Source organism: Nonomuraea ferruginea (assembly GCF_039540635.1).
GTDB classification, from domain to species: Bacteria; Actinomycetota; Actinomycetes; order Streptosporangiales; family Streptosporangiaceae; genus Nonomuraea; species Nonomuraea ferruginea.
In genome coordinates, this window is record NZ_BAABFD010000034.1 from 15,223 (window position 1) to 40,753 (window position 25,531).

At 72.4% G+C, this 25,531-nt stretch carries 21 protein-coding genes; 10 read left to right on the forward strand and 11 right to left on the reverse strand.

Annotated elements, in window-relative coordinates:
• Positions 1–319: 319 nt before the first annotated feature.
• The gene (locus tag ABD999_RS41555; protein ID WP_148030111.1) at positions 320–694 is read right to left on the reverse strand and encodes an FKBP-type peptidyl-prolyl cis-trans isomerase; all 375 of its coding nucleotides are present in this window, start codon (positions 692–694) and stop codon (positions 320–322) included.
• A gap of 67 nt (positions 695–761) precedes the next feature.
• On the opposite strand from ABD999_RS41555, the gene ABD999_RS41560 reads away from it, so the two are divergent.
• Complete coding sequence (locus ABD999_RS41560; protein WP_271279196.1) at positions 762–1,388, forward strand: SDR family oxidoreductase; 627 nt, start codon at positions 762–764, stop codon at positions 1,386–1,388.
• 85 nt (positions 1,389–1,473) lie between these two features.
• Here the strand turns inward: ABD999_RS41560 and ABD999_RS41565 are convergent, their stop codons facing one another.
• On the reverse strand, positions 1,474–2,913 hold the full coding sequence (locus ABD999_RS41565) for a GuaB1 family IMP dehydrogenase-related protein (protein ID WP_219550663.1): 1,440 nt from the start codon (positions 2,911–2,913) through the stop codon (positions 1,474–1,476).
• Between the two features lie 98 nt (positions 2,914–3,011).
• Between ABD999_RS41565 and ABD999_RS41570 the strand changes: the two genes are divergently transcribed.
• Complete coding sequence (locus tag ABD999_RS41570; RefSeq protein WP_148030114.1) at positions 3,012–3,464, forward strand: GyrI-like domain-containing protein; 453 nt, start codon at positions 3,012–3,014, stop codon at positions 3,462–3,464.
• Here the strand turns inward: ABD999_RS41570 and ABD999_RS41575 are convergent.
• The gene (locus ABD999_RS41575) at positions 3,461–3,988 is read right to left on the reverse strand and encodes a TetR/AcrR family transcriptional regulator (protein WP_148030115.1); all 528 of its coding nucleotides are present in this window, start codon (positions 3,986–3,988) and stop codon (positions 3,461–3,463) included. The two genes, ABD999_RS41570 and ABD999_RS41575, sit on opposite strands and share 4 nt — an antisense overlap.
• A 91-nt stretch (positions 3,989–4,079) precedes the next feature.
• On the opposite strand from ABD999_RS41575, the gene ABD999_RS41580 reads away from it, so the two are divergent.
• Positions 4,080–5,309 carry an FAD-dependent monooxygenase gene (locus ABD999_RS41580; protein WP_271279197.1) on the forward strand — a complete coding sequence of 410 codons (1,230 nt, stop codon included), beginning with the start codon at positions 4,080–4,082 and terminating at the stop codon, positions 5,307–5,309.
• A gap of 69 nt (positions 5,310–5,378) precedes the next feature.
• Here ABD999_RS41580 and ABD999_RS41585 read toward each other — a convergent pair whose 3' ends face one another.
• Positions 5,379–6,500, reverse strand: coding sequence for a CaiB/BaiF CoA transferase family protein (locus ABD999_RS41585; RefSeq protein WP_271279198.1), 1,122 nt, complete (start codon positions 6,498–6,500; stop codon positions 5,379–5,381).
• A gap of 152 nt (positions 6,501–6,652) precedes the next feature.
• On the opposite strand from ABD999_RS41585, the gene ABD999_RS41590 reads away from it, so the two are divergent.
• From ABD999_RS41590 to ABD999_RS41605, 4 genes are all read left to right on the forward strand, one after another.
• Complete coding sequence (locus ABD999_RS41590; RefSeq protein WP_345483202.1) at positions 6,653–8,203, forward strand: serine/threonine-protein kinase; 1,551 nt, start codon at positions 6,653–6,655, stop codon at positions 8,201–8,203.
• Complete coding sequence (locus ABD999_RS41595; RefSeq protein WP_345483203.1) at positions 8,200–9,183, forward strand: NAD(P)-dependent oxidoreductase; 984 nt, start codon at positions 8,200–8,202, stop codon at positions 9,181–9,183. The genes ABD999_RS41590 and ABD999_RS41595 overlap by 4 nt, the downstream gene beginning before the upstream one ends.
• Positions 9,184–9,312: 129 nt before the next feature.
• Positions 9,313–10,662, forward strand: coding sequence for an FAD-binding oxidoreductase (locus ABD999_RS41600; protein ID WP_271279376.1), 1,350 nt, complete (start codon positions 9,313–9,315; stop codon positions 10,660–10,662).
• 4 nt (positions 10,663–10,666) lie between these two features.
• A complete protein-coding gene (locus ABD999_RS41605) occupies positions 10,667–11,926 on the forward strand; it encodes an SAM-dependent methyltransferase (RefSeq protein WP_271279375.1) in 1,260 nt (419 codons plus the stop codon).
• Here ABD999_RS41605 and ABD999_RS41610 read toward each other — a convergent pair whose 3' ends face one another.
• Together ABD999_RS41610 and ABD999_RS41615 are read right to left on the reverse strand one after the other, a co-directional pair.
• Complete coding sequence (locus tag ABD999_RS41610) at positions 11,927–12,736, reverse strand: alpha/beta fold hydrolase (protein WP_148030122.1); 810 nt, start codon at positions 12,734–12,736, stop codon at positions 11,927–11,929.
• A gap of 102 nt (positions 12,737–12,838) precedes the next feature.
• The gene (locus tag ABD999_RS41615; RefSeq protein WP_271279374.1) at positions 12,839–14,374 is read right to left on the reverse strand and encodes a long-chain-fatty-acid--CoA ligase; all 1,536 of its coding nucleotides are present in this window, start codon (positions 14,372–14,374) and stop codon (positions 12,839–12,841) included.
• 148 nt (positions 14,375–14,522) lie between these two features.
• On the opposite strand from ABD999_RS41615, the gene ABD999_RS41620 reads away from it, so the two are divergent.
• On the forward strand, positions 14,523–16,064 hold the full coding sequence (locus tag ABD999_RS41620) for a GMC family oxidoreductase (protein ID WP_271279373.1): 1,542 nt from the start codon (positions 14,523–14,525) through the stop codon (positions 16,062–16,064).
• 51 nt (positions 16,065–16,115) lie between these two features.
• Entirely contained in the window at positions 16,116–16,955 is an 840-nt protein-coding gene (locus ABD999_RS41625; RefSeq protein ID WP_219550675.1) for an alpha/beta fold hydrolase, read from the forward strand.
• Here the strand turns inward: ABD999_RS41625 and ABD999_RS41630 are convergent.
• The 5 genes from ABD999_RS41630 to ABD999_RS41650 form a co-directional block, all read right to left on the reverse strand.
• On the reverse strand, positions 16,915–18,069 hold the full coding sequence (locus tag ABD999_RS41630; protein ID WP_271279372.1) for a methyltransferase domain-containing protein: 1,155 nt from the start codon (positions 18,067–18,069) through the stop codon (positions 16,915–16,917). The genes ABD999_RS41625 and ABD999_RS41630 overlap by 41 nt on opposite strands.
• Positions 18,070–18,298: 229 nt before the next feature.
• Complete coding sequence (locus ABD999_RS41635) at positions 18,299–20,650, reverse strand: penicillin acylase family protein (RefSeq protein ID WP_271279371.1); 2,352 nt, start codon at positions 20,648–20,650, stop codon at positions 18,299–18,301.
• Between the two features lie 8 nt (positions 20,651–20,658).
• Positions 20,659–22,935: an FtsX-like permease family protein gene (locus tag ABD999_RS41640; RefSeq protein WP_271279370.1), complete on the reverse strand. Its 2,277-nt coding sequence runs from the start codon at positions 22,933–22,935 to the stop codon at positions 20,659–20,661.
• Positions 22,932–23,642, reverse strand: a complete 711-nt coding sequence (locus ABD999_RS41645; RefSeq protein WP_148030129.1) for an ABC transporter ATP-binding protein — start codon at positions 23,640–23,642, stop codon at positions 22,932–22,934. Before ABD999_RS41645 ends, ABD999_RS41640 begins: the two co-directional genes overlap by 4 nt.
• Positions 23,639–24,166 (reverse strand): PadR family transcriptional regulator, encoded by a 528-nt coding sequence (locus tag ABD999_RS41650; protein ID WP_148030130.1) that lies wholly within the window; start codon positions 24,164–24,166, stop codon positions 23,639–23,641. Before ABD999_RS41650 ends, ABD999_RS41645 begins: the two co-directional genes overlap by 4 nt.
• Before the next feature lie 120 nt (positions 24,167–24,286).
• On the opposite strand from ABD999_RS41650, the gene ABD999_RS41655 reads away from it, so the two are divergent.
• The gene (locus tag ABD999_RS41655) at positions 24,287–25,528 is read left to right on the forward strand and encodes a cytochrome P450 (RefSeq protein WP_271279369.1); all 1,242 of its coding nucleotides are present in this window, start codon (positions 24,287–24,289) and stop codon (positions 25,526–25,528) included.
• Positions 25,529–25,531: the final 3 nt, after the last annotated feature.

Below are 25,531 nucleotides of genomic sequence, written 5' to 3' on the forward strand. Positions count from 1 at the left end.
GCTCCGAGGTGGCGAGTGGCATCACCGGACGCGGGAAGCCGGGGATGTGGGGGATCCTGGCGGTCTGCTCGGAGTCGGGACACCGGGGGATAGGGCACTGAGGAGGCGTCACCGGACGCGGAGGACGGGGACGTGCGCGGTGGCCGGAGGACCGCAGCGGTCGTGCCCGGACGCTGGGGCCGGGGACGTGCGCGGTGGCGGGAGGACCGCGGCGGTCGTGCCCGGGACGTGGTGAATAGCCCGGCGGGTGATGTCGTGAAGCTTCGGGTGGAGGACGTAGGCTCCCGGCGGGTGGGCCGGGAGCCGGGGGGTCGGCGGGTCAGCTGACGCCGAGGAGGTCCACGACGAAGATGAGGGTCTCGCCGGGCTTGATGCGGGCGCCCGCACCGGCGTTCCCGTAGCCGAGGTGCGGCGGGATGACGAGCTTGCGGCGGCCGCCCACCTTCATGCCGGCGACGCCCTGGTCCCAGCCCGCGATCACACGCCCGCCGCCCAGCGGGAACTGGAACGCCTGGCCGCGGTTCCAGGACGCGTCGAACTCCTCGCCGGTGGAGAAGGCGACGCCGACGTAGTGGACGCTGACCTGATGGCCGGGCTTGGCCTCGGGACCGTCCCCGACGACGATGTCCTCGATCTCCAGGTCGGCGGGCGGGTTGCCGCCCGGGAAGTCGATCTCCGGCTTCGAGAGTGCCACGAAGTGCTCCTGTTGACGATGGCAATGAACCCGACGACTCTACGCGGTCGGGATATGGTCGGCTTCCATGACCGCCCCGACACCCGACGCGATCCTGCTCGACGGGCGCGTGGCGGTGGTCGCGGGGGCGGCGCGCGGGGCGGGACGGGCGATCGCCGAGGCGCTGGCGGTGTTCGGGGCGCGGGTGGCGGCGTGCGACCGTGACCGGCCGCGGGGTGATCTGGCGATGACGGTGAGGCCCGGCGACGCGATGGCGGCGGAGGTGTTCGCGCGGGCGGTGGCCGACCGGTGGGGCCGGGTGGATGTGCTGGTGACGAGCGCCGGCGGCTTCGACGAGCCGGCCGCGAGCGACGAGCGGGCGGTGTTCGAGGAGCACTTCGGCCAGGTCACGGAGCTGATCCGGCGGATGCTGCCGCTCATGCGCGCGGGCGGCGCGATCATCAACGTGAGCTCGGGCGAGGCCCGGCGGGCGGCGGTGTACGGGGCGATGAGGGCGGCCCTGGAGAGCCTCACCGCGACGCTGGCCGTGGAGCTGGCGCCGCGCGGGATCCGGGTCAACGCGATCGCGCTCGGCGGGCCGCCTCCCGGGGGGAAGCGGCCCGCGGAGGAGGCGGCCGGCGCGGCCGTCTTCCTGGCCGGCGACCTCGCCAGATCAGTCACCGGCACGACCGTACGGGTGACGACGACCGGCTGATGGCCGGACCGGCGGGTCGTCCGCACGACCGCGTGGGTGACCACGATCGGCTGATCACCGTACGACCGCGCGGGTACCACGAGGGTCACCAGCTGATGTGGACCGGCATGCCCTCCGAGTAGCCCGAGGAGCTCTGGACGCCGACGACGGCGCGCTCGTGGAACTCCTCCAGCGTGGTCGCCCCCGCGTACGTGCACGCGGAGCGCAGCCCGGCCACGATCGCGTCGATCTGGTCCTCCACGCTGGGCCGGCGCGGGTCCAGGTACATGCGCGAGGTGGAGATCCCCTCCTCGAACAGCGCCTTCCTGGCCCGGTCGAACGGGCTGTCGTCGGCGGTGCGCAGCCGGACGGCGCGCGCGGACGCCATCCCGTAGTTCTCCTTGTACTTACGCCCGTCGGCGTCGGTGTGGGCGTCGCCCGGCGACTCGTACGTGCCGGCGAACCACGAGCCGACCATCACGTTGGCCGCCCCCGCCGCCAGGGCCAGCGCCACGTCGCGGGGGTGGCGGACGCCGCCGTCGGCCCACACGTGGCGGCCGAGCCTGCGCGCCTCGGCGGCGCACTCCAGCACGGCGGAGAACTGCGGCCGGCCCACCCCGGTCATCATCCTGGTGGTGCACATGGCGCCCGGCCCGACGCCGACCTTGACGATGTCGGCGCCCGCGTCGACCAGGTCGCGCACGCCGGCGGCGGTGACCACGTTGCCGGCCGCGACGGGCACGTGCGGCCCCAGCGCGCGCACCGCACGCAGCGCGGTGGCCATCTTGTCCTGGTGCCCGTGGGCCGTGTCGACGACCAGGCAGTCGACGCCGGCTTCGAGCAGTTCCTTGGCCTTGGCCGCCACGTCGCCGTTGACCCCGACGGCGGCGGCGACGCGCAGCCTGCCGCGGGAGTCCACGGCCGGCTGGTAGAGGGTGGCGCGCAGCGCGCCGGTACGGGTGAGGATGCCGACCAGGCGGCCCGACTCGTCGACGATGGGGGCCAGCCGGTGGCGCCCGTCGTGCAGCCGGTCGAACGCCTCGCGCGGGGCGAGCCCGGCGGGCAGCGTGAGCAGCTCGCTGGACATCACCTGGGCGAGCTGGGTGTACATGTCGACGCCCTGGCAGTCGGCCTCGGTCACCACGCCGACGGGGCGGTTCTCCCAGTCGACGACGATGACGGCGCCGTGCGCGCGCTTGGGCAGCAGTTGCAGCGCCTCGCCGACGGTGTCGTGCGGGGTGAGCACGAGCGGGGTGTCGTGGACGAGGTCGCGCTTCTTCACCCAGTCGACCACGTCCGCGACGACGTCGAACGGGATGTCCTGGGGGATCACCACGATGCCGCCGCGGCGGGCGACGGTCTCGGCCATGCGCCGTCCGGCGACCGCGGTCATGTTGGCCACGACGAGCGGGATCGTGGTGCCGGTGCCGTCGTGCGTGGACAGGTCGACTTCGAGCCGGGACCCGACGGAGGAGCGGGACGGCGTCATGAAGACGTCGCTGTAGGTCAGGTCGTACGGCGGCGCCATGCCGTTGAGAAATTTCACGTTCATCCATCTTATGAGGTGACTGCTTCTACCAAACATTTCCCCCTTTCTCGGGGGCTTATGATCGGCCGGGATGCTCAATGGGGGAGGGAGGGCGTGTGGACGTCACCGAGCGGGACGAGATGATCGTCGTCGGATTCGCAGTACGCACCACGAACGCCGACGAAATGGACCAGGCGCGGGCGAAACTGCCGGTCCTGTGGCAGCGGGCCGGTGCTCCGGGGGCCTTCGCCCACGTGCCCAACCGCGTGGGGGAGAACCTCTACGCGGTGCTCACCGACTACGAGAGCGATCATCACGGCGCCTACACGCAGATCGTCGGCACGGCCGTGCGCACGGTGCCGCGGCTGCCTGAGGGCATGGTGGCGGTGCGGGTGCCGGCCGCCAGAACGATCAAGGTGGAGGCGCGCGGCCCGATGCCGCAGGCGCTGGTCGAGGCCTGGCAGCAGGTGTGGAAGCACACCGAGTCGGGCGGCACGCCGGCCAGGGCGTTCACCACCGACGTGGAGGTGCACCACCCGGGGGGCGTCGACCTCTACGTCGCGGTCTAGAAACCGAGCGCGGCGGCCGCGACCTCGACCGCCGTCGGCTTGACCTCCTCGACGGGCAGGTGGGCGTACTCGACCGAGCAGTCGGCGAGGCCGCCCAGCGCGATCGTGGCCCGGATGCGCTGGGTGGTGGTGAGGTCGTCGCCGAGCAGCAGGGCGACGAGCCGCTGCCGCCATTCGATCATGCGCTTGCCCAGGTCGAGGTAGGACAGCACGGACAGTTCGCGCACCACCATGACGATCACCTCGCGGTGCCGCCAGATCATGTCGAAGTAGTCGTCGAGCAGCTCGCGCGGATCCCCGCCGGGCTGCCGGCCGGCCACGAACCGCTCCATGTCGTCGACGAGCGGCTGGACGATGCTGCGCACCAGATCGTCGCGTGAGGAGAAGTGGTAGTAGAGGGCCGGTTTGGTGATGCCGAGCCGGTCGGAGATCTGGCGCAGGCTGGTGTTCTGCACGCCCTGGCGCACGAACAGCTCGCGCGCCACCGCCTGGATGCGCGCCCTGGTGTCACTCGGCCTGGCCATGGATCAACCCTAATCCTTACCTATCGTTAAGTAAGCCCTTGTGGCGGCCGTCGCCGGTGTTTTACCATCCGGTAAGTAAGGAGGGATGTCCATGCACGTCCTCATCTCCGGCGCCAGCGTCGCCGGCCCCGTCCTCGCCTACTGGCTCACCCGCTACGGGTTCACCGTCACGGTCGTCGAACGCGCCCCCGCGCTGCGCAAGACCGGCGGCCACGCGGTCGACCTGTTCCGGCCCGCCGTCGACATCGCCGCCAAGATGGGCGTGCTCGACCGGATCAGGGCCAGGAAGACCGGCACCGAGCTGCTGACCTTCCACGTACCCGGCCGGTCCCGCCCGGTGCGGATGAGCACCGGGAAGCTCATCGCCGCGTTCTCGGAGCGGCACGTGGAGATCATGCGCGACGACCTGGGCGAGATCTTCTACGACGCCGGCCGCGACGACGTCGAGTACGTCTTCGACGACTCCATCACGGCCATCGGCGAGGACGGCGAGGTGGCGTTCGAGCGCGGGCCGTCGCGCCGGTTCGACCTGGTGGTCGGCGCGGACGGGCTGCACTCCAACGTGCGCCGCCTGGTGTTCGGCCCCGAGGAGCGCTTCGCCACCTGGATCGGCGCCTACCTGGCGGTGGCGTCCGTGCCGAACTACCTGGGCCTCGAAGGGCGCATGGAAGGCGTCTCGGCCGTCGACCGGATCATCGGCCTGTACTCGGCGGCCCACCTGCCGGACGCGCGGGCCGTCTTCCTCTTCCGCACCCGCGAGCCCCTCGGCTACCACTACAGGGACGTGCCCAGGCAGAAGGAGCTGCTGCGCGAGCACTTCGCCGGCCTCGGCTGGGAGGTGCCCCGGCTGCTGGCCGAGCTGGACACCACGCCCGCGTTCTACTTCGACAGCATCACGCAGCTGCGCATGGACACCTGGTCGCGCGGACGCGTCACGCTCGTCGGCGACGCCGGCTACTGCCCGGGGCCCGCCGTCGGCGGCAGCACCAGCCTGGCCGTGGTGGGCGCGTACGTGCTGGCGGGCGAGCTCGCCGCGGCGGGCGGCGACCCCGCGCGGGCGTTCCCCGCGTACGAGGCCGAACTCGGCGCGTACGTGCGCGGCAGCCGCGACCTGGCGCTCGGCATGGCGAAGCGGCTCGTCCCCGGCGGCCGGTTCGACCTGTGGGCGCTCGTCCAGGCGGCCCGCGTGCTCGACCACATCCCGGACGCGGTCATCAGGGCGGCCGGCCGGCTCGGCGGCAGGAGCGCGCGCCTGCACGACGCCGTCACTCTCAAGGACTACTCACCGTACGAGACGGCACGCGGCACGGCCCGCGCCTGACCAAGCGCGACCCGGGGAGCGGTGCCGCGCCCACGCCGCTTCGACGACCGGCTCGCGCGCGGCCCGCGCTCAGCCGAGCACGCCCTGGGCGCGCAGCTTCTCCGCCGCCTCCGCCGGGATGCCCCAGGCGGACAGGTCGTCCAGCCGGGTGGCCGGGGCCAGATCGGGGTCCGGCGCGCCGAGCAGCCGGGGCGCGGGCATCGGCTGGCTCAGCCCGCCGACCTCGACGAAGCTGCGCCGGGCCGCGTTGTGCGGGTGCGCGGGGGCCTCGTCCATCGACAGCACCGGCGACACGCACGCGTCGGAGCCCTCGAACACCGCCTCCCACTCGGCCCTGGTCCGCTTGCGGAACTCCTCCGCCAGCCGCGCCCGCAGCGCCGGCCACTGCGCCTGGTCGTTGCGGTCCGGCAGGTCCGACAGGCCCATGAGGGACACCATCGCCTCCCAGAACTGCGGCTCCAGCGATCCCACCGCCAGGTAGCCGCCGTCGGCCGTCTCGTACGTGTCGTACATGGGGGCGCCGGTGTCGAGCAGGTTGGTGCCGCGCGGCCCCCACATGCCGCTGCTCACGCCCTGGTAGAACATCGCGAACAGGATCGCCGCCCCGTCGACCATGGCGGCGTCGATCACCCGTCCCAGGCCGGTGCGCTCCCGCTCGAACAGCGCCAGCAGCACCCCGTACGCGAGCATGAGGCCGCCGCCGGCGAAGTCGCCCAGGATGTTGATCGGCGGGGTCGGCTTGCCGCCCTCGCGGCCCAGCATCGACAGCACGCCGGAGACCGCGATGTAGTCGATGTCGTGCCCCGCCGTGGGCGCCAGCGGGCCGTCCTGGCCCCACCCGGTCATCCGGCCGTAGACCAGCCGCTCGTTGACCGCGTGCAGGTCGTCGGGCCCGATGCCGAGCCGTTCGGCCACGCCCGGCCGGAACACCTCGATCACCACGTCGGCGTGCCGGGCCAGTTCCTTGAACGCGGCCACGCCCTCGGGGGACTTCAGATCCAGCCCGACCGAGCGCTTGCCGCGGTCCATCACGTCGGTGCGCGGCCGGTCGGAGACCGCCTTCACCCGGTCGACCCGCAGCACCTCGGCGCCGTGGTCGGCGAGCATCATCCCGGCGAAAGGACCTGGTGCCAGCCCCGCCAGCTCCAGCACCCGAACCCCGGACAGCGGACCCTGACGAGCGTTCGACATCGGCGTCTCCTTCTCATGACCGGCAGGCGAACAGTCACCCAAGTAGAACAATATTCGGTGTGCTCTGGCAAGACGCCTTCCTGACCACCCCTCAGAGGCAGGTGAGGTATGGGAAACTTGCCCACTATTCGGGTGGTCAACAGGGGTAGGACATGGATGCGGATAGCGGCCGGCTGATCGCCAAGCGCTACGAGTTAGTACGCGCGCTTGGCCGCGGTGGGATGGGCGTGGTCTGGGAAGGCCACGACACGCTGCTCGACCGGCAGTGCGCGGTCAAAGAAGTGGTGCTGCCCGCGGGCCTGCCCGACGCCGACCAGGAGCGTCAGCTCGTCCGCACCGCGCGGGAGGCCCGCACCGCCGCCCAGTTCAACCACCCGTCCGTGGTCGCGGTGTACGACGTGGTGGAGGAGGACGGGCGGCCCTGGATCATCATGGAGCTGGTGCGCGCCCCGTCCGTCGAGGAGGTCGTGGCGACCATGGGCGCGCTGCCGGTGCGGCAGGCCGCCGACGTCGGGCGCCAGGTGCTGTCCGCGCTCGTCGCCGCGCACGGGCAGGGCATCCTGCACCGCGACGTGAAGCCGAGCAACGTGCTGCTCACCGACGACGGCCGGGCGGTGCTCACCGACTTCGGCATCGCCACAGCCGAGGGCGAGTCCTCGCTCACCAAGACCGGCATGGTGACCGGCTCGCCCGGATTCCTGGCCCCCGAGCGGGTGCGCGGCACCGAGGCGGGCCCGGCCTCCGACCTGTGGTCGCTGGGCGCCACCCTCTACGCCACGCTGGTCGGCCGCTCGCCGTTCGAACGCGGCGAGCCCATGGACACGCTCAAGGCCATCCTCGACGAGGAGCCCGACTACCGGCGCATCCCGCCGATCATGCACCCGGTGCTCCAGGGGCTGCTGCGCAAGGACCCGGCCGAGCGGGTGACCGCCCAGGAGGCGGACGAGCTGCTCGACGCCGTCCTCCAGGCCAGGCCGGCCGCCGCCGACCCGGACGCGCCCGGCCCCCGCGTGTCGCGCGGGCTCGTCCGCGCCGTCGTGGCGGCCGCCGCGGCCGCCGTCGTGGTCGTGGCGGCGGGCGCCGTCGCGTACTTCAGGTCCGCCGGCCCGGCCGAGGGCACCGCGCAGCTCGCCCAGCGGGCCGCGGCGACCAGCCCGATGCCGAGCGCCCCGCCGTCCGCCACGCCGACGCCGACGGCCAGCTCCACGCTCGCGCCGACGCCCGCCCCGACCAGGACGAGGCCCGTGGTGCGGGCCTGGACCTCGCCCGCCGGCTGGTCGATCGAGCGGCCGGCCGGCTGGAAGGGCGCGCGCGGCGAGCACCACGCCGAGTGGACGCACCCGCACCGGATGGGTCACCTGGCCGTCGAGGCCGTCTACGCCAGCCTCGACCCGCACCAGCTCCTGCGCGACGAGGAGGAGGCGTTCAAGTCCGCCGGGGGCGCCGGCGTCCTGCGCGACGCCGGACTCAGGAAGGTCAGCCACAACGGCGCCAAGGCCGTGGAGTGGGAGTTCACCTGGGTGGCCGAGGCGGGCGGCGGCACGCCGTGGGCCGCGCCCGGCATGAAGTACCACGAGGTGCGCCGGGCCGTGACGATCGGCGAGACCGCCTACATCCTGTCCTGGACCTTCACCGAGGCGCAGTGGCAGCGCAACACCGGCCTGATGCGCCAGGTGATGGAGAGCTTTACGGTGGGCGCATGACGCCCTGGAACCTGCTGGCGCTCCCGCCGCTCCCCGTGGACCTGATCCGCCGGCTGCTGGCCCCGCTCGGCGACCGGGTGAGCGTGCGCGCGCCCGCCACGCGCGACCGCGCGGCGCTGCTGGCCGCGCTGCCCGAGGCGGAGATCGTGCTGGGCGACTGGACGGGCGAGCTCACGCTGGACGCCGCGGCCGTGGCCGCCGCGCCCCGGCTGGCGTTCCTGCAGCAGCCCTCGGTCGGCGTCGACGGCCACGACCTGGCCGCGCTGGCCGCCGCCGGCGTGCCGGTCGCCAACACGGCGGGCGTCAGCGCGGGCGCGGTGGCCGAGTGGTGCGTGGCCGCCGCCCTGGCGGTGACCCGCAAGCTGGCCGCGGCCGACGCGGCCGTGCGCGCGGGGGAGTGGCCGCAGCAGGCGCTCCAGCCACGGGAGCTGGGGGCCGCCCGGGTGGGCGTGGTCGGCTACGGGCCGATCGGGGAGGCGTGCGCCCGTCTGTTCGGGGCGTTCGGCGGCCGAGTCTCCTACTGGACGCGCACGCCCCGGGAGGACCCCCGCTACACCGCGCTGGAGGACCTGCTGGAGACCAGTGACGTGGTGGTCGTGGTGATCGCGCTGTCGGAGGAGACCCGCGGCCTGATCGACCCGCGCCGGCTCAAGCGGGGCGCCGTGCTGGTCAACGCCGCCAGGGGCGGGGTCGTGGACCAGGACGGGCTGGTGGCGGCGCTGCGTTCGGGGCATCTCGGGGGCGCGGCGCTGGACGTGTTCGACGCCGAGCCGCTGCCTCCCGGCGACCCGCTGCGCGAGCTGCCCGGAGTGCTGCTGTCGCCGCACGTCGCCGGCGTGACCCAGGAGGCCACCGGCCGCCTGATGACCGTCACGCTGGACAACCTGGCCGCGGCCGTGGAGGGCCGCGAAGTCGTCAACGTGGTGAATGGCGTTTGTCAGCCAATTACGCGGAAATACTCGGAATCACCGGCTTCTTAGGCTTGTAGCTGGCACGATGAACAGTTTTCGTGTCTTTAACGCCCCCGGTCTGTTCCATGTTGTCCCGGAGAGATAACGTTCTGTCGACGATCTCTGCCGGCTCCAGGGGGTGCTTGCGTGAAGACGACGATGTCGACACACCGACGGGCAGTGGAGCACATCCGGCGCTCCTACGCCGAGATTCCCGGCGACGCCGCGCCGCGCCTGGCCAAGGCCACGTCCAACCTGTTCAGGTTCCGCGACTCCGGCAAGACGGCCGGGCTTTCCGCCAGGGATCTCGACGAGGTCATCAGCGTCGACCCCGAGACGATGACCGCCGAGGTCCAGGGCATGACCACCTACGAGCACCTCGTGGACGCCACGCTCCGCCACGGGTTGATGCCGTACGTCGTCCCCCAGCTCAAGACCATCACCCTGGGCGGGGCCGTGACCGGGCTCGGCATCGAGTCGACCAGCTTCCGCGACGGCCTGCCCCACGAGTCGGTCGAGGAGCTGGAGATCCTCACCGGCGACGGCCGCGTCATCGTCGCCCGTGACGACAACGAGCACCACGACCTCTTCCGGGCCTTCCCCAACTCCTACGGCACCCTCGGCTACGCGCTGCGCCTGCGCATCAAGCTGCGCAAGGTCCATCCGTACGTGCGGCTCACCCACGTCAGGTTCACCGACGCCGACAAGTGCATGCTGGCCATGCAGGAGATCTGCGAGAGCATGGAGCACGACGGCGAGCCGGTCGACTTCGTCGACGGGGTCTTCTTCGGCCCGCAGGAGCTCTACCTCACCGTCGGCCGCTTCGCCGACCGGGCGCCCTACACCTCCGACTACACCGGCATGCGCATCTACTACCAGTCGATCCGGCAGCGCGGCCGCGACTGGCTGACCGTGCGCGACTACCTGTGGCGCTGGGACACCGACTGGTTCTGGTGCTCGCGCGCGTTCGGCGTGCAGCAGCCGATGGTCCGCACGTTCATGCCGCGCCGCTGGATGCGCTCCGACGTCTACCGCAGGCTCGTGGCCCTCGACCGCAAGCACGGCGTCACCGCCCGCATCGACCGCTGGCGCGGCCGGCCGGTGCAGGAGTCGGTCATCCAGGACGTCGAGGTGCCGGTCGAGCGCGGCGCGGAGTTCCTGGAGTTCTTCCACGGCGAGGTCGGCATGACGCCGGTCTGGATGTGCCCGCTGCGGGCGAGCTCCCGCTGGCCGCTCTACCCCCTGGAGCCCGGGAAGCTGTACGTGAACTTCGGTTTCTGGGGCATGGTGCCGCTGCCGCGGGGGCGGTTCGACGGCCACCACAACCGGCTCATCGAGAACGCGGTGCACGAGCTCGACGGGCACAAGTCGCTCTACTCGACGTCCTTCTACGGCCGCGACGAGTTCTGGCGGCTGTACAACGGCGACACCTACTGGCCGGTCAAGCGGGAATACGATCCGAGCGGCCGCCTGCTTGATCTGTACGACAAGTGTGTGCGGGGAAGGTGATGTGATGGCTCTCGCGTCCATCTTCGAGAAGATCGTCGGTACGGACGCCGGCATCGCGTTCATGGCGTATGACGGCAGCAAGGCGGGTCCCGACGGCGCCGACGTCACCCTTGAGGTGAAGTCGCCCATCGCGGTGGCCTACCTGGCGCAGGCCCCCGGCGAGCTGGGGCTGGCCCGGGCGTACGTGTCCGGCCACATCGACGTGCACGGCGACCTCTACACCCTGCTCGACCGGATGTGGAACATCACGACCAACGACCTGACCCCGGCCGAGAAGGTCGCCGCGGTCCGCTCGCTGGGGCTCAAGCCGCTGCTCATGCGCGTCCCTGTGCCGCCGCAGGAGGTGCGCACCAGCGCGCTGGCCAGGCTGGGCTCGCGCCACGCCAAGCAGCGCGACGCCGAGGCCATCCACCACCACTACGACGTGTCCAACCGGTTCTACTCGTGGGTGCTCGGCCCCTCCATGGCCTACACCTGCGCCACCTTCCCCTCCGAGGACGCCACGCTGGAGGAGGCCCAGTTCGCCAAGTTCGACCTGGTGGCCCGCAAGCTCGGGCTCCGGGAGGGCATGCGGCTGCTCGACGTCGGCTGCGGCTGGGGCGGCATGGTCATCCACGCCGCCCAGCACTACGGCGTCAAGGCGCTCGGCGTGACGCTCAGCCGCCAGCAGGCCGAGTACGCGCAGAAGGCCATCGCCGAGGCCGGGCTGCAGGACCTCGCCGAGGTTCGCCACATGGACTACCGCGACGTCACCGAGAGCGACTTCGACGCCGTCAGCTCCATCGGCCTGACCGAGCACATCGGCAAGGACAACCTGCCCGCCTACTTCGGTTTCCTCAACGGCAAGCTCAAGCCCGGCGGCCGGCTGCTCAACCACTGCATCACCCGGCCCACCGGCAAGGAGAAGACGTTCAACAAGGGCGGCTTCATCAACCGCTACGTCTTCCCCGACGGCGAGCTGGAGTCGGTCGGCTACCTGGTCAGGCAGATGGAGGACAACGGCTTCGAGATCCGCCACGAGGAGAACCTGCGCGAGCACTACGCCAAGACGCTGAGCCACTGGTGCGACAACCTGGACGCCAACTGGGAGGACGCGGTCCAGGAGGTCGGCATGGGCACCGCCCGCGTCTGGGCCCTCTACATGGCGGGCTGCATCGTCGGCTTCGAGCGCAACAAGATCCAGCTCCACCAGGTGCTCGGCGTCAAGCTGGATGACCAGGGGCGCTCCGGCATGCCGCTGCGCCCGTCCCGCGACTGGCCCTGATCAGCTCTCCAGCACCTCGTACAACGTCTTGGCGAACTCGGCCGGGTGCGTGAGGAAACCCACGTGCCCGCCGGGGAAGCCGGCGATGTCCAGCCCGAGTTCCTCGGCGAGGGCGAGGGCGGTGCGGTGGCCGACGGTGGACCCCGTCTCGCCGCCGGTGGCCAGCGTGAACTTGCCGCCCCGCAACGCCTCCAGGTCGGGCACGTAACGGACGAACGACCGCAGCTCGTACGCCACGCAGAAGGACATGTTGGCCTGGACCCGCGCCAGCATGTCGGCGACCGGAGGCGGCAGCCCGGCCGACGCCTCCGGCGGCGCGGCGACGCCGAGCAGGGCGCTCAGCGCCCGGACCGCCGCCGGCGCGCCCTCCCGCTCGTACGTCTCGTACACCTCCTGGAAGGCGGCGTGCCAGCGGTCGGCGTCGGGCAGCAGCTCGATGAGGAGCGGCTCGTGCGCGACCGCCGCGCGCACCTGCTCGGGACGGGCGGCCAGCAGGTCCATCACGACCATGCCGCCGTAGCTCGTGCCGAAGAGGTAGGCGGGCTCCCGGCAGAGCGCGCGCAGCAGCAGGTGCGCGTCGCGGGCGTGCTGGGGGATGCGCTGCTCGCCGATCGGGGAGGTCAGCCGGCTCCGCGAGTTGCCGCGCGGATCGTAGGTGATCACGGTGTAGTGGTCGGCGAGCAGTGCGGCCAGCGGCGCGAACGCGCCCGCGTCCCCCTCGCCGCCGTTCACCAGCAGCAGGACCGGGCCGGACCCGCGCAGCTCGTAGTACAGCTCGGCGCCGGGAACGGCGAGCGTGCCAGCTTCCATGCGATCCTCCGATGTTCGTGAGCCGTACACGAACAGATCGCGGACGCGGGGGAAAGCGTTTCGGTCCTGGGCCCCCTCCCTCCGGAAGGGGGCCTGCGGGGCTCAGCGCAGCTCGCGCTTGAGGATCTTGCCGGTGGCCGTCATCGGCAGCGCGTCGCGGAACTCCACGATCCTCGGGTACTTGTAGGCCGCCATGTTGTCCCTGGCCCAGGCGACGAGCTCGTCCTCGGTGAGGCTCGCGCCCGCGTCGAGGATGACGTACGCCTTGACCTCCTCGCCGTGGGAGTCGTGCGGCACGCCCACCACCGCCGCGAGCGAGACCGCCTCGTGCGTCATGAGGATCTCTTCCACCTCGCGCGGGTAGACGTTGAACCCGCCGCGGATGATCATGTCCTTGGCCCTGTCGATGATCGAGTAGTAGCCGTCGGCGTCGCGGGTGGCGATGTCGCCGGTGCGGAACCAGCCGTCGCGCATCACCTCGGCGCTCGCCTCGGGCCGGCCGTAGTAGCCCTTCATGATGTTGTGGCCGCGGATCGCGATCTCGCCGGGGCCCTCGCCCTCGACCGTCTTCCAGTCGTTGTCGATCAGCTTCATCTCCACGCCCCAGATCGGGGTGCCGATCGTGCCGGGCTTGGCCGGGCGGCCCGGCTGGTTGAAGCTGGCCACCGGGGCGGTCTCGGACAGGCCGTAGCCCTCCAGGATGCCGATGCCGAAGGTCTGCTCGAAGTCCTTGAGCACCTCGACGGGGGAGGCGGAGCCGCCCGCCACCGCGACCTGCAGCGTGGCCGGGGGCTCCGCGCCCTCGGCGTGGATCTTGGTGAGCATGGCCCAGTACATGGTCGGCACGCCCGCGAAGAACGTCGCCTCCTCGCGGCGCATCAGCTCCAGCGCCTCGCCCGGCTCGAAGCGCGGCATGAGCACCAGCTTGGCGCCGCGCATGAACCCGGTGTTCATGACCACCGTCTGCCCGAAGGAGTGGAACAGCGGCAGCACGCCCATGTAGGTGTCGCCGTTCTCCGAGCGCGGGAACATCTTGTCGTTGACCATGACGTTCATCAGCATGTTCTGGTGGCTCAGCTCGGCGCCCTTGGGCTGGCCGGTGGTGCCCGAGGTGTAGAGGATGACGGCGGTGTCGTCGGCCGAGGTCTGCACGGTCTCGAACTCGCCGGACATGCCGTTCAGCGCCGCCCAGACCGACTCCCCGTACTCCGACTCGGTCGCCAGCGGCGTGGCCGGCAGCACGAAGAAGTGGTCGCAGCCCTCGGCCCCCTCGAACCCCGCCCGGCCGCGCTCGCCCAGCGGCAGCTCGGGCGTGCCCTCGAAGCAGAACAGCGCCTTGGCGTCGCTGTCGTCCAGGTGATAGCTGATCTCCCTGGACTGCAGCAGCACATTGAGCGGCACCACGGTCGCCCCGGCCTTGAGGATGCCGAAGTAGACGAACGGGAAGTACGGCAGGTTGGGACAGGCGATCGCGACCTTGTCGCCCTTGCCGATGCCCCGCGAGACCAGCAGGTTCGCGACCTGGTTGGCCACGGTGTCGATCATGGAGTACGGCAGCCGCATGTCGCCGAAGACGACGGCCGTGTTCTCCGGAGTGTTCCTGGCACTGTCTTCCAGGACGATCGACAGGTTGAGCATGACGCCTTCCCTCCTTGTTGGGCCTTCGGCCACATCTTCGCAGCGGGGGCATACCAACCGGTAGGTAACTCAGGTTACAGATGCGTATGGACGCGATGCCGCCGCTGGAGTAAGCAAGTAACAAGTTACTCGCCCCTGGGAGGGGTCCATGGAGTACGACTACGTGATCGTCGGAGCCGGTTCGGCGGGGTGCGTGCTGGCGGCGAGGCTCTCGGCCGACCCCGCGGTGTCCGTGGCGCTCGTCGAGGCCGGCGGCCAGGACGACAAGCTCGAGATCCGCATGCCCCTCGGGTTCCCCAAACTCTTCAAGACCCCGTACGACTGGGACTTCACCACCGCGAAGCAGGGCGAGATGGCCGGGCGCGAGCTCTACTGGCCGCGCGGGCGGGTCCTCGGCGGCTCCTCCTCGCTCAACGCCCAGATGTGGGTGCGCGGCTGCGCCCTGGACTACGACCAGTGGCGGATCCCCGGCTGGGGGTACGAGGACGTGCTGCCGTACTTCCACCGGGCCGAGCGCCGCGTCGGCAGCAACCACGGCGGCGTCTACGGGACCACCGGCCCGCTGCTCATCTCCGAGCTGCGCAGCCCCAACGTCACCACCGCCGCGTTCCTCAAAGCCTGCGAGGAGCTCGGGTTACGCCGCCTGGACGAGCTCAACGGCCCGTCCAACGAGGGCTACAGCCCCACCCCCGTCACCCAGGACCGGGGCCGCCGCTGGAGCGCCGCGGACGCGTACCTGCGCCCCGCGCTGCCCCGGCCGAACCTCACCGTGATCACCGAGGCCCCCGTGGACCGGATCACGATCGAGGACGGGCGCGCCACCGGCATCGAGCACAGCGGCGGCGCCCAGATCAGGGCCAGGCGCGAGGTCATCCTGTCGGCGGGCGCCATCGGCTCCCCCTACCTGCTCATGCGCTCCGGCGTCGGGGCCGGCGACGAACTGCGCGACGCCGGCGTGCCGGTCGTGCGCGACCTCCCCGAGGTCGGCAAGAACCTCCAGGACCACCTGTCCACCGGCGCCTTCGTCTCCTGCACCAAGCCCGTCACGCTCACCAGGGCGGAGTCCGTCGCCAACCTGCTGCGCTACCTGGTGTTCCGCTCCGGCATGCTCACCTCGAACGTGGGTGAGGCGGTCGCCTTCATCAGGACCTCCCCGGAGGAGCCGGCCCCCGACATCGAGCTGGTCTACGCCCCGGTGCCGTTCAAGGACCACGGCCTCACCCCGCCCACCGGCCACGGGCTGACCGTCGGCGTCGTGCTGCTGCAGCCCGAGAGCCGGGGCAGGATCGGCCTGAACGGCCGCGAGGTGGTGGTCGACCCCGCCTACCTGAGCGCCGGCGTCGACGTCGAACGGCTGACGGCCGGGCTCAAGACGGCCAAGCAGGTGTTCGCCACCAACGCGATGAAGCCGTACGCGGGCGGGCCGATGCCCCCGTACACCATGCCGGAGAGCGATGAGGAGATCGCCCAGTGGATCAGGGAACGCGGCGAGACTCTCTACCACCCCGTCGGCACCTGCCGGATGGGCGTGGACGAGGCGTCGGTCGTGGACCCGTCGCTGCGCGTGCGCGGCGTGGCGGGGCTGCGGGTGGCGGACGCCTCCGTCATGCCGACGCTCAACCGGGGCCACACCCACGCCCCGGCGGTGATGATCGGTGAGAAGGCGGCCGACCTGATCGCCGAAAGCTGATCGGCCCCGGACGCCCCCGCGCGGGCGTCCGGAATGTTAGGTTGCGCAGTCATGGAGATCAGAACCGTCCACGCCAACGGGGTGGAGTTCTCGTATCTGACCGTGGGGGACGGGCCGCTGGCGCTGTGCCTGCACGGCTTCCCCGACACCGCGCACACCTGGCGTCACCTGCTGCCCGAGCTCGCCGGGCGCGGCTACCGCGCGGTCGCGCCCTTCACCCGCGGCTACGCGCCGACCGAGATCCCCGCCGACGCCGCCTACGAGGGCGCCGCGCTCGCCGCCGACGTGCTCGCCCTGCACGAGGAGCTCGGCGGCGACGAGCGCGCGGTGCTCGTCGGGCACGACTGGGGGGCGTTCCCCGCCTACGCGGTCGCCGACCGGTTCCGGGCGGCCGTGACCATGGCGGTCCCGCCGCCCGCCGCGCTGCTCGCCGGGCTGATGGACTACGACCAGCTCAAGCGGTCGTTCTACGTGTTCCTCTTCCAGACGCCGCTGGCCGAGTCGGCCGCCGCGACCCCGGGGTTCCTGGACCGGCTCTGGCAGGACTGGTCGCCTGGCTACGACGCCTCCGACGACCTCGCCTTCGTGCGCCGCAGCATCGGGGAGCCGGCCAACCTGGCGGCGGCCATCGGCTACTACCGGGCCATGATGGGCACCACCCCGCCCTCCGGGCGCTACCCGGATCCGGGCAGGGCGGAGTCGACGCCCATCCTCTACCTGCACGGCGACCGCGACGGCTGCCTCACGCCCGACGTGGTCAAGCAGGCACTGCCGCACCTGCCGCCGGGCTCCCGCGCCGAGCTGGTGCCCGGCGCGGGCCACTTCCTGCACCTGGAGCGGCCGGACGTGGTCAACCGGCTCGTCCTCGACTGGCTCGCCGCCGTTCCCTGAGCCGCAGCACTGCCAGTACGGGATGCCGCCCCGACAGGCTGACCTCCACCCGCTCCACGGTCTCGAACCCCGGCGGATCCCCGCCTTCGTCGTACGACAACGCCACCACCAGCCCGTCGCGGGCCAGCACGCGGCGGATCTCCCGCCACAGCCGGTCCGGCTCCCGGGCGAGCTCCCCGGCGGGCGGCACCTGACGCCCCCACGGCGGATTCACCAGCACCCGATCGACACTGCCCCCGGCCACCGGCACCCGCCCGGCGTCAGCCACCCCCCACCGGAACCTCGTGCCCCTGCCCGTGCAGTTCGCGCCGGCCAGGCCGGGGAGGTCAGCCGTGCGGCCGAAGACCTCCGCACTCCCCGCCACCCTCGCACCGTCCGCGAGGAGTGCGCCGTCCGCGCCGTCCTCGGCGTGGCGGGCGTTCTCGCGGGCGGCGGCGATGGCGGCCTGGTCGTGGTCGAGGCCCAGGAGGACGGCCTGCGGCGCGAGCGCGGCGGCCTCGATGAGGGTGGTGCCCGCGCCGCAGCACGGGTCCAGGACCGTGCGCGCCCCGGCGAGCCGGGCCAGACCGGCCATGGCGGCGGCCAGCGGCGGGTGCAGGGTGCCCCGGATCGAGGCCGTCTTGTAAGGCCTGCGGTGCAGCGGCCGGCCCGCGATCCGTACCGCGATCACCGCCCGGTCGCCCTCGATCGTGACCCGCCACGCGACGCACCCGCCGGGCGGCGCCGCGCCGCCCGAGCGCGAGTGGTACGGCGACCCCAGCCGCCGCGCCAGCTCCGCCCCGACGGCGTCCTCGATCTCGAACCGCGTGTAGTTGCGCCGCCCCACGAACGACGCGGAAACCTCGATCCCCGGCTGCGCGGGGACGCCGGGGTACGTGATCGTACGGGCGGCGGCGGCCAGGCGGCGCAGGGCCGCGCGGGCGGGCCCGACACCGTCCACGACGGCCGCCACCAGCAGCACGTCGTCGGCCGTCCGCAGCCCTGTCAGCCCGGCCCAGGAGCCCGAGGGCTCGAACCACACCTCACGATGGCGCAGCCCGCTCACCCGGCCCAGCCGTGAATTCCGGATCTCCGCGGCGACCAGCGGTTCGATGCCACGAACCGACCGTGCCACGGCAAGAGTGTGCGCGGAAGAACGCGCCCGGCGTCCCTCCGCAGGTTGCGAATCTCGCACCTGTCTTCTCCCACGTCGCGACCCGGGACGGCGGCAGGCCGTCCCGCATCGCCGGCGGTGGGTCGTCCGCGACCCGCCGGCGGGTCGCTAACGCAGGTAGAAGAACGTCACGCGGCCACCTTAGCGATCACCCGCCGGCGACCACCACGGGTTTTCCGCCAGGCCCGCGTCAACGCAGGGACACCGTCGTGAGCCCCGGATACGCCCTGATCTCGGCCTCGGTGAACCGCCCGGTCACCCACCGGCCGCGCGAGAACAGCTCGGTCTGGTCGGCGTGGTGCGGCGAGGTCGAGTCGGCCGACAGCGAGTACGTCAGCACGGTGCGGGCGCGCGGCCCGGACGGCGTCAGCTCCACGGCCATCAGGAAGCTGGAGCCGGTGTCGACGTCCTCATAGCGGCCTTCCTCGCCGAGCGCGCCGCGGGCGCGGATCCGGTCGAAGCACCCCTCCGCCTCGGTGCAGCCCGGCACCGGGACGGCGCCGTACCACTGGGCCTGCCCCGGCGTCAGCGTCAGCGGGAGGTCGTTGGCCCTGAAGAACCGCACGGCGTCGGCCAGCGCGGCCGGCACCACCGGGTTGGCGAGGTCGAGCCCGCGCGGTGTGGTGAGCGGGTGCTCGGGGTCGAACGGCACCTTCCACCAGCTCCTCGGCGGGATGACCCCGCCGTCGGGCCGTCTCCGCGGGCGGTGCAGGCCCAGGAAGAACTCGCGCCACAGGATCGCGCCACGGCTGTCCAGGCGGGCCCGCCCGTCCCAGGCCGTCAGCGTGGCGCAGGCCCGGCGGACGTCGACCTTCTCGCCGTCGCTCGCCGTCATCACGGGCTTGGCCCGGCACAGCGCGCGCAGATCCGGGCGGAGCAGCTCGGCACTCAGGTTGCGCTTGCCCGTCGCCGTCCGCTGGAGAGTGTCCAGCGTGAAGCCGGGGGCGCCGAGCCCGTCGTCGCCCGACAGCCGCTGGGCGATCATGTCGAGGCCGACCCGGGTGCGCAGGTCCCGTTGCGTGCGGGTGTCGCCGAAGATGCGCGGATAGTCGGTGAGCGGGGCCTCCGGGTTGGTCAGCCAGGGATCGGCGTTGGCGTTGGTCACGTAGTCGGCGCGGGCCAGCCGGGGCTGGGCGGCGGGGCCGAAGACGCCCGGCTCGATCGCGTCCGCGTCCTCGCCCCACAGACAGGCCGACGTGGACCCGTCCAAAATGAGCGTCTCGGGGTCGTCCCCGGCGCGGCAGCGATCCGCCTGCTCGTCGGTGACGTGCGGGACCACCGAGGCGTCGGCGAAGTACGTCTCGCCGCCGGCGTCCGCGGCGAGCGTGTAGACGAAGGGCATCCCCTGGTAGGTGTCCTGCGCGCGGCGCAGCCCGGCCAGGTCGCGGGCGGCGCCGATGGCCAGCCACTCGTCGGCGAAGCGCAGATTGGCGGCGTTGACGTCGGCCAGGGCGATCGCCGTCCCCTCCGTCCAGCCGGTGGCCAGCACCGGGCCGTACCGGGAGGTGTACAGGGTGGTGGTGACTGTGTTGGTCGCGCCCCAGGCGTCCCGGACGGTGACCGACACCTCCTGCCGGCCCATCGGCTCGGGCCGGCCGTCCACCAGGTACGTGGTGCGCCGGCCCGGCACCAGCTTGAGCCGGTACAGGGTGAAGCGCTGGGCGTGGGAGACGGTGTGCGTCCAGGCCACGCTCGCGTTGTGGCCGATCTGGACCATGGGGGTGCCGTACAGGCTGCCGCCCGACACGTCGAGCACGCCCGGGATGGTCAGGTGGACCTGGTAGAAGCGGCGGCTGCCGTTCCACGGGAAGTGGGGGTCGGCCAGCAGCATGCCGTGGCCGCCGCGGGTGGCCTCGCGCCCGAGGGCGTAGGCGTTGCTGCCGGGGGCGCTCACCTTCTTCTTCCTGTCCGGCTGCTTCGTCTCCTCTTCCTCCTGCCCGGAGGCGGCGATGGCCTCCTTGAACGAGGAGCTTCCGGCCAGGCGGCCGAGGTCGAGCAGGTTCATCCAGACGTCCGTGGCGGTGATGGGGCCGACCCAGTCCTTGCCCCGGCAGGCCGGGTCGGGCAACCCGGCCACGCCCGTCTCGCTCAGGTAGCGGTTGAACCCGGCCACGTAGCCGTCCACGAGCGCCCGCACCTCGGCACCGGGGCCGTGGGGCGCCGGGCGGGCGAGCACCCGGCGCAGCACGCCCGACGCGTGGACGCTCTTGTGGTACACGTCGCTGGCCAGGTTGGAGACCGGGTCGACGGCGTCGTCCGACATCGCCTCCGCGCCGAAGTGGCGCGACCGCTCGCCGCGCAGGGTGAGCGCCCACGAGGCCATGACGCACAGGTTGTCCTCCGCGAAGGCGTAACCGTAGCCGTAGCCGAGGCCGCCGTGGTCCTTCGCGGAGATGTGCGGGATGCCGTACTCGGTGCGCCTGATGTCGGCGGCGTAGCGGCCTTCGGCGGCCCGCGCCGGCGCGGGCGCCGCCACGAGGAGGGAGGCGGTCAGTGCGGCCGCGAGCGGCGCGGCCAGCCGCCGGACACATGTGCTGATCATCGGCGGTCCTATTCGAAGCGGGCGTTGTCGGGGGTGGTCACGCGCTTGAGCAGCGGCAGACCGGCGAGGGCGATCAGCAGGGCGGCCAGCAGCCCGCCGCCGACGGTCAGGAAGTAGGCGGGGCCAGGCATCGTCGCCGGGGCGCTCTTGATCGCCAGCTGGTCGATCACCGGCCCGGCCACGCCGAAGCCCGCGCCCGCCGCCACCAGGGCGGCCAGCACCACCGGGACGGCCGTCTCCAGCAGCATCACCCTGGTAAGCGTCCGTGCCGGCGTGCCGCACAGCCGCAGCAGCGTGAAGGGCTGCCTGCGCTCCACCACGCCGCCGGCGACCGCCACCAGCAGGCCGCAGCCCGCCACCAGCAGGGTCAGCGCGACGATGGCCAGCGCGACGCGTTCCACCTGGTCCAGCAGCACCGCGCGGGCCTGGGCGACCTCGGCGAACGTCTGCGGTGTCTCGGCGCTGCCGGAGAGGGCGACGTACGGGTTGAGCAGCGTGCGGATCCGCTCACGGACGACCGGGTCGGCCGCGTGGATCAGCACCGCGGCCAGGGGCCGGTCGGCTGTGGCCGTGTCGCCCTTGTTGCCCGCGTCCACGACCGGCAGGTTGCGGTCGACGGAGAGCATGTTGTCGCTGGTCAGCAGCCGGTTGAAGTCGGCCGTCACCGCGTGGACGCCCGGGGCGCACCGGCCGAGCGCCGGGAAGGCGGCCAGGGCGTCGCATTCGACCACGTGCCCGAGCAGGAAGTCGAGCCTGCAGCCGGGGCCCGGGTCGCACGGCGGAGGGCCGTCGGGTAGGGCAGGCGTATCGGCCCTGCGGTAGATCGGCAGCACGGTGACGCCGGGATGGGCGCGTAACTTGGCGAGCAGCTCGGCCGCCGTGGCGGGCGGCAGAGGCTGACCCTCGGTGGCGTCGGCGTACCCGAACGGCGCCCGCATGACCTCGTTCAGCGTGCCGCCGCCCGCCGCCTCCTGGCCCGAGACGACGGCGGGGACGATCCCGGCGACGGCCGTGCCGATGAAGACCGCCAGCACGATCCCGTTCACCGACCGGAAGGCCCCCTTCGGATCGGCCGCCAGCCGCCGCGCGGCCAGCAACGTCGCCGCGCCGCGCGTGACGCGGGCGGCCAGCCGCGCGGCCAGCATCGTCAGCCACGGCCCGGCCACCACGAGACCGACCATGATCAGCGCCAGACCGGCGTCGACGAGCACCGCGTCCGGGTCCTCGCCGCCCGCGAACACCGGGCCCGCGAACAGCCCCAGCCCCGCCAGCAGCGGGAGCACCCGCCACCATCCCGGGGCGGCGGCCCGCACCTTCCGCGCCGCGCCGAGCGGTGTGATCCGCACCCGGCGCAGCGACCACAGCGCGGCGCCGGCGGCGGCGAGCGGCACGCCCGCGACCACGGCGCCGTACTGGAGAGCGGTCGGCACGACCACGTCGGGGAAGAAGCGGGAGCCGGTGACGGCGACGCCGGCCAGGGCGGGCCGCACCGCCTGGAAGACCGCGACGCCGGCGAGCGCGCCCAGCAGCGCGCCGAGCGCCGCGTCCACCGAGGCGATCACGTTGATCTGCCGCGCGGTGGCGCCCGCCAGCCTGATCGCCGCGAAGCGCGCCTCGCGGCGGGCGGAGGCCAGCCGCGTGGCCGTGCCGACGAGGACGAGCAGCGGGAAGATCAGGCCGATGGCGGCGATGCCGAAGCCGTGCTCGTAGAGGGCCGCGGTGTCGTCCGCGCGCGGGGTGGTGGCGACGGCGTCGACGGCCACGGTGCCGGCCATGGCGGCCAGCTCGCCGGGGGTCCGGCCGACGACGACGACCAGGTCGTCAGGGCCGGACAGCGCCGCCCGCCCGATCAGCCCGGCGCGGTCGCCGGGGAAGCGGCCGGCGAGCTGTTCGCGCGGCACGGCGTCCATCAGCTCGGCGAGCGCGGGCGAGACGTAGTGGCGCCCCGCGCCGGGCAGCTCGGGGACGCCGGGCACGGCCGCTGTGGGCGTTCCGTCGAGGACGGCGACGTCGAGCCGCTTGATCGGGCGGCCCGCGTAGGAGTCCTGGCGGTGGTTCCACAGCACGGCGCCCGGGGTGGCGCCCAGCGCCCAGCCGCCCGGCGCGGAGCCGGTCGTGCACTCCCAGCACGGGCGGTCAGCGGTCACCTGGAAGGCGTTGAACAGCGCCACCGTGGACAGCAGCACCGTCACCCCCATCGCGACGGAGGCGGTGACGAGCGCCAGCCGGACGGCCGCCTCCCGGCCGCCGCGCAGCGACAGCCGCAGGCCCAGCCGGAGCGTCATCGGACGGCCCCGCCGGCGTAGGGGTCGGTGACCTTGCCGTCACGCACCATGACCTCCCGGTCGGCGCAGGCGGCGACGCGGGCGTCGTGGGTCACCACGATCACGGTCACGCCCTCCTGGCGGGCCAGGCCGACGAGCAGTTCCATGACCTTCTCGCCGGCGAGCGAGTCGAGCGCGCCGGTGGGCTCGTCGGCGAAGATCACCTGGGGCCGCGTCACCAGCGCCCTGGCGATCGCCACCCGCTGCGCCTGCCCTCCGGACAGCTCGCCGGTGCGCCGCTCGCCCAGGTCGTCCAGCTCCAGCCGCCGCAGCCAGCCGCGCGCCCGATGGTAGGCCTGCTTGCGCCCGGCCCTGCCGAGCAGCAGCGGCAGGGCGACGTTGTCGGCCACCGTGAGCTCCGGTACCAGCTGGCCGAACTGGAAGACGAAGCCGAACGCGGTGCGGCGCAGCTCGGACCGCCTGGCGTCGCTCAGGGTGTCCAGCCGCCGCCCGCCGAACCAGACCTCGCCCGCGTCGGGGGTGAAGACGCCGGCCAGGCAGTGGAGCAGCGTGGACTTGCCGGAGCCGCTCGGGCCCATGATCGCCAGGATCTCCCCCGCGGTCACGGAGAGGTTCGCCTCGCGCAGCGCCCGCGTACGGCCGTGGGAGCGGTCGACGGAGCGGGCCTCCAGCAACGGTCCGGGCACAGGAAGGCCGTCGACGGTCATGACTGCCGCACCGTCTCCGCCAGCGCGCCCAGGCGGGCCGTGGTCACGTCGATCCAGCGCAGGTCGGCCTCCAGGTGGAACAGGGCGTGGTCGGCGAGCAGGGCGTCGACCAGGGCGCCGGAGCGTTTGATCTCCGACAGCTCACGCATGCGCCGCATGTGGGTGGCGCGCTGCGCGTCGAGATAGCCGTGCGCGTCGTGGCCCAGCATCAGCGCCAGCACGACCTTCGTGAACAGGACCGTCTGCAGCAGCGGCTCCGCGGCCACCGGCTCGGCCAGCCACGCCTCCACCTCCTGCCTGCCGACCGGGGTGATGGCGTAGCGCTTGCGGTCGGGGCCCTCGCCGGGCTCGCTCTGACCGGCCGTGACCTTGCCGTCCCTGGCCAGGCGGCCGAGCGTGGAGTAGACCTGCCCGAAGGGGAGCGGCTTGCCCCGGCCGAAGTAGGTGTCGTAGGCGCGCTTCAGGTCGTATCCGTAGCTGGGCTCGCGATCCAGCAGGCCCAGGAGGGCCAGGGGGACTGTCATGGCGGACGACTATACACCTGAGGTATATACCCGGTGTATACGTGACTTCGGATGAAAGGTACGTACGGTGTACGTGCAAAGTGTTGACGCGGAACCGCCCATGCTCGAATGATGGGCACCATGAGCGTCCTCGACTTCGACCTGTCGGACACCCACTTCTGGGCCAGGCCCATGTCGGAGCGGAGGCAGGCCTTCGACCTGCTGCGCCGGCGTGCGGCGCCGGCCTTCTTCGCGGAGCCGGAGATCTCCTTCGCGCCCAGGGGTCCCGGCTACCACGCCCTGGTCAAGCATGCCGACATCCTCGAAGCCAGCCGCAACCCGGAGGTCTTCTGCTCCGGCGACGGCGGCGCGACGAACATCCCCGACATGCCGGCGGAGTTCACCGAGTACTTCGGCTCCATGATCAACATGGACGACCCGCGCCACGCCCGCCTGCGCCGCATCGTCTCCCGGGCCTTCACGCCCAAGATGATCAAGCAGTTCGAGTCGGACGTCGACACCGCCGCCGCGAAGATCGTCGACGACCTCCTCGCCAACGGCACCGGCTGCGACTTCGTCACCGAGGTCGCAGCCCGCCTGCCCCTGAAGATCATCTGCGACATGATGGGCATCCCGGAGCGCGACTACCAGTTCGTCTTCGAGCGCTCCAACATGATCCTCGGCGGCTTCGACCCCGAGTACGTCGGCACCGACGTCGAGGGCATCGCCGAGCGCCTGCTCACCGCCGGCATGGAGCTCCAGCAGCTCGTCCAGGACCTGGCCGCCCACCGCGCCGACAACCCGACGAGCGACCTCACCTCCTCGCTGGTCAACGCCAACATCGACGGCGAGCGGCTGACCATGCAGGAGCTCGGCTCGTTCTTCATCCTGCTCGTCGTGGCGGGCAACGAGACCACCCGCAACGCCATCTCGTACGGACTGCGCCTGCTCACCAAGAACCCCGAGCAGCGCGAGCTCTGGAGCCAGGACTTCGACAAGCATGCGCCGACCGCGGTCGAGGAGATCGTCCGCCTCGCGTCACCGGTCAACTTCATGCGCCGCAAGGTCACCCGCGACCACGTCATGAACGGCAACCCGTACCGCGCGGGCGAGAAGATCGTGCTCTACTACTGGGCCGCCAACCGCGACCCCGAGGTGTTCGACGACCCCGAGCGCTTCGACATCACCCGCCACCCCAACCCGCACGTCGGCTTCGGCGGGCCGGGGCCGCACTTCTGCCTCGGCGCCCACCTGGCGCGCCGCGAGATCACGGTGATGTTCCGCGAGCTGCTGCGGCGCGTCCCCGGCATCGAGGGTCACAACCCGGACCGGCTGCACTCCAGCTTCATCAACGGGATCAAGCACATGGAGTGCAGGTTCTGACGG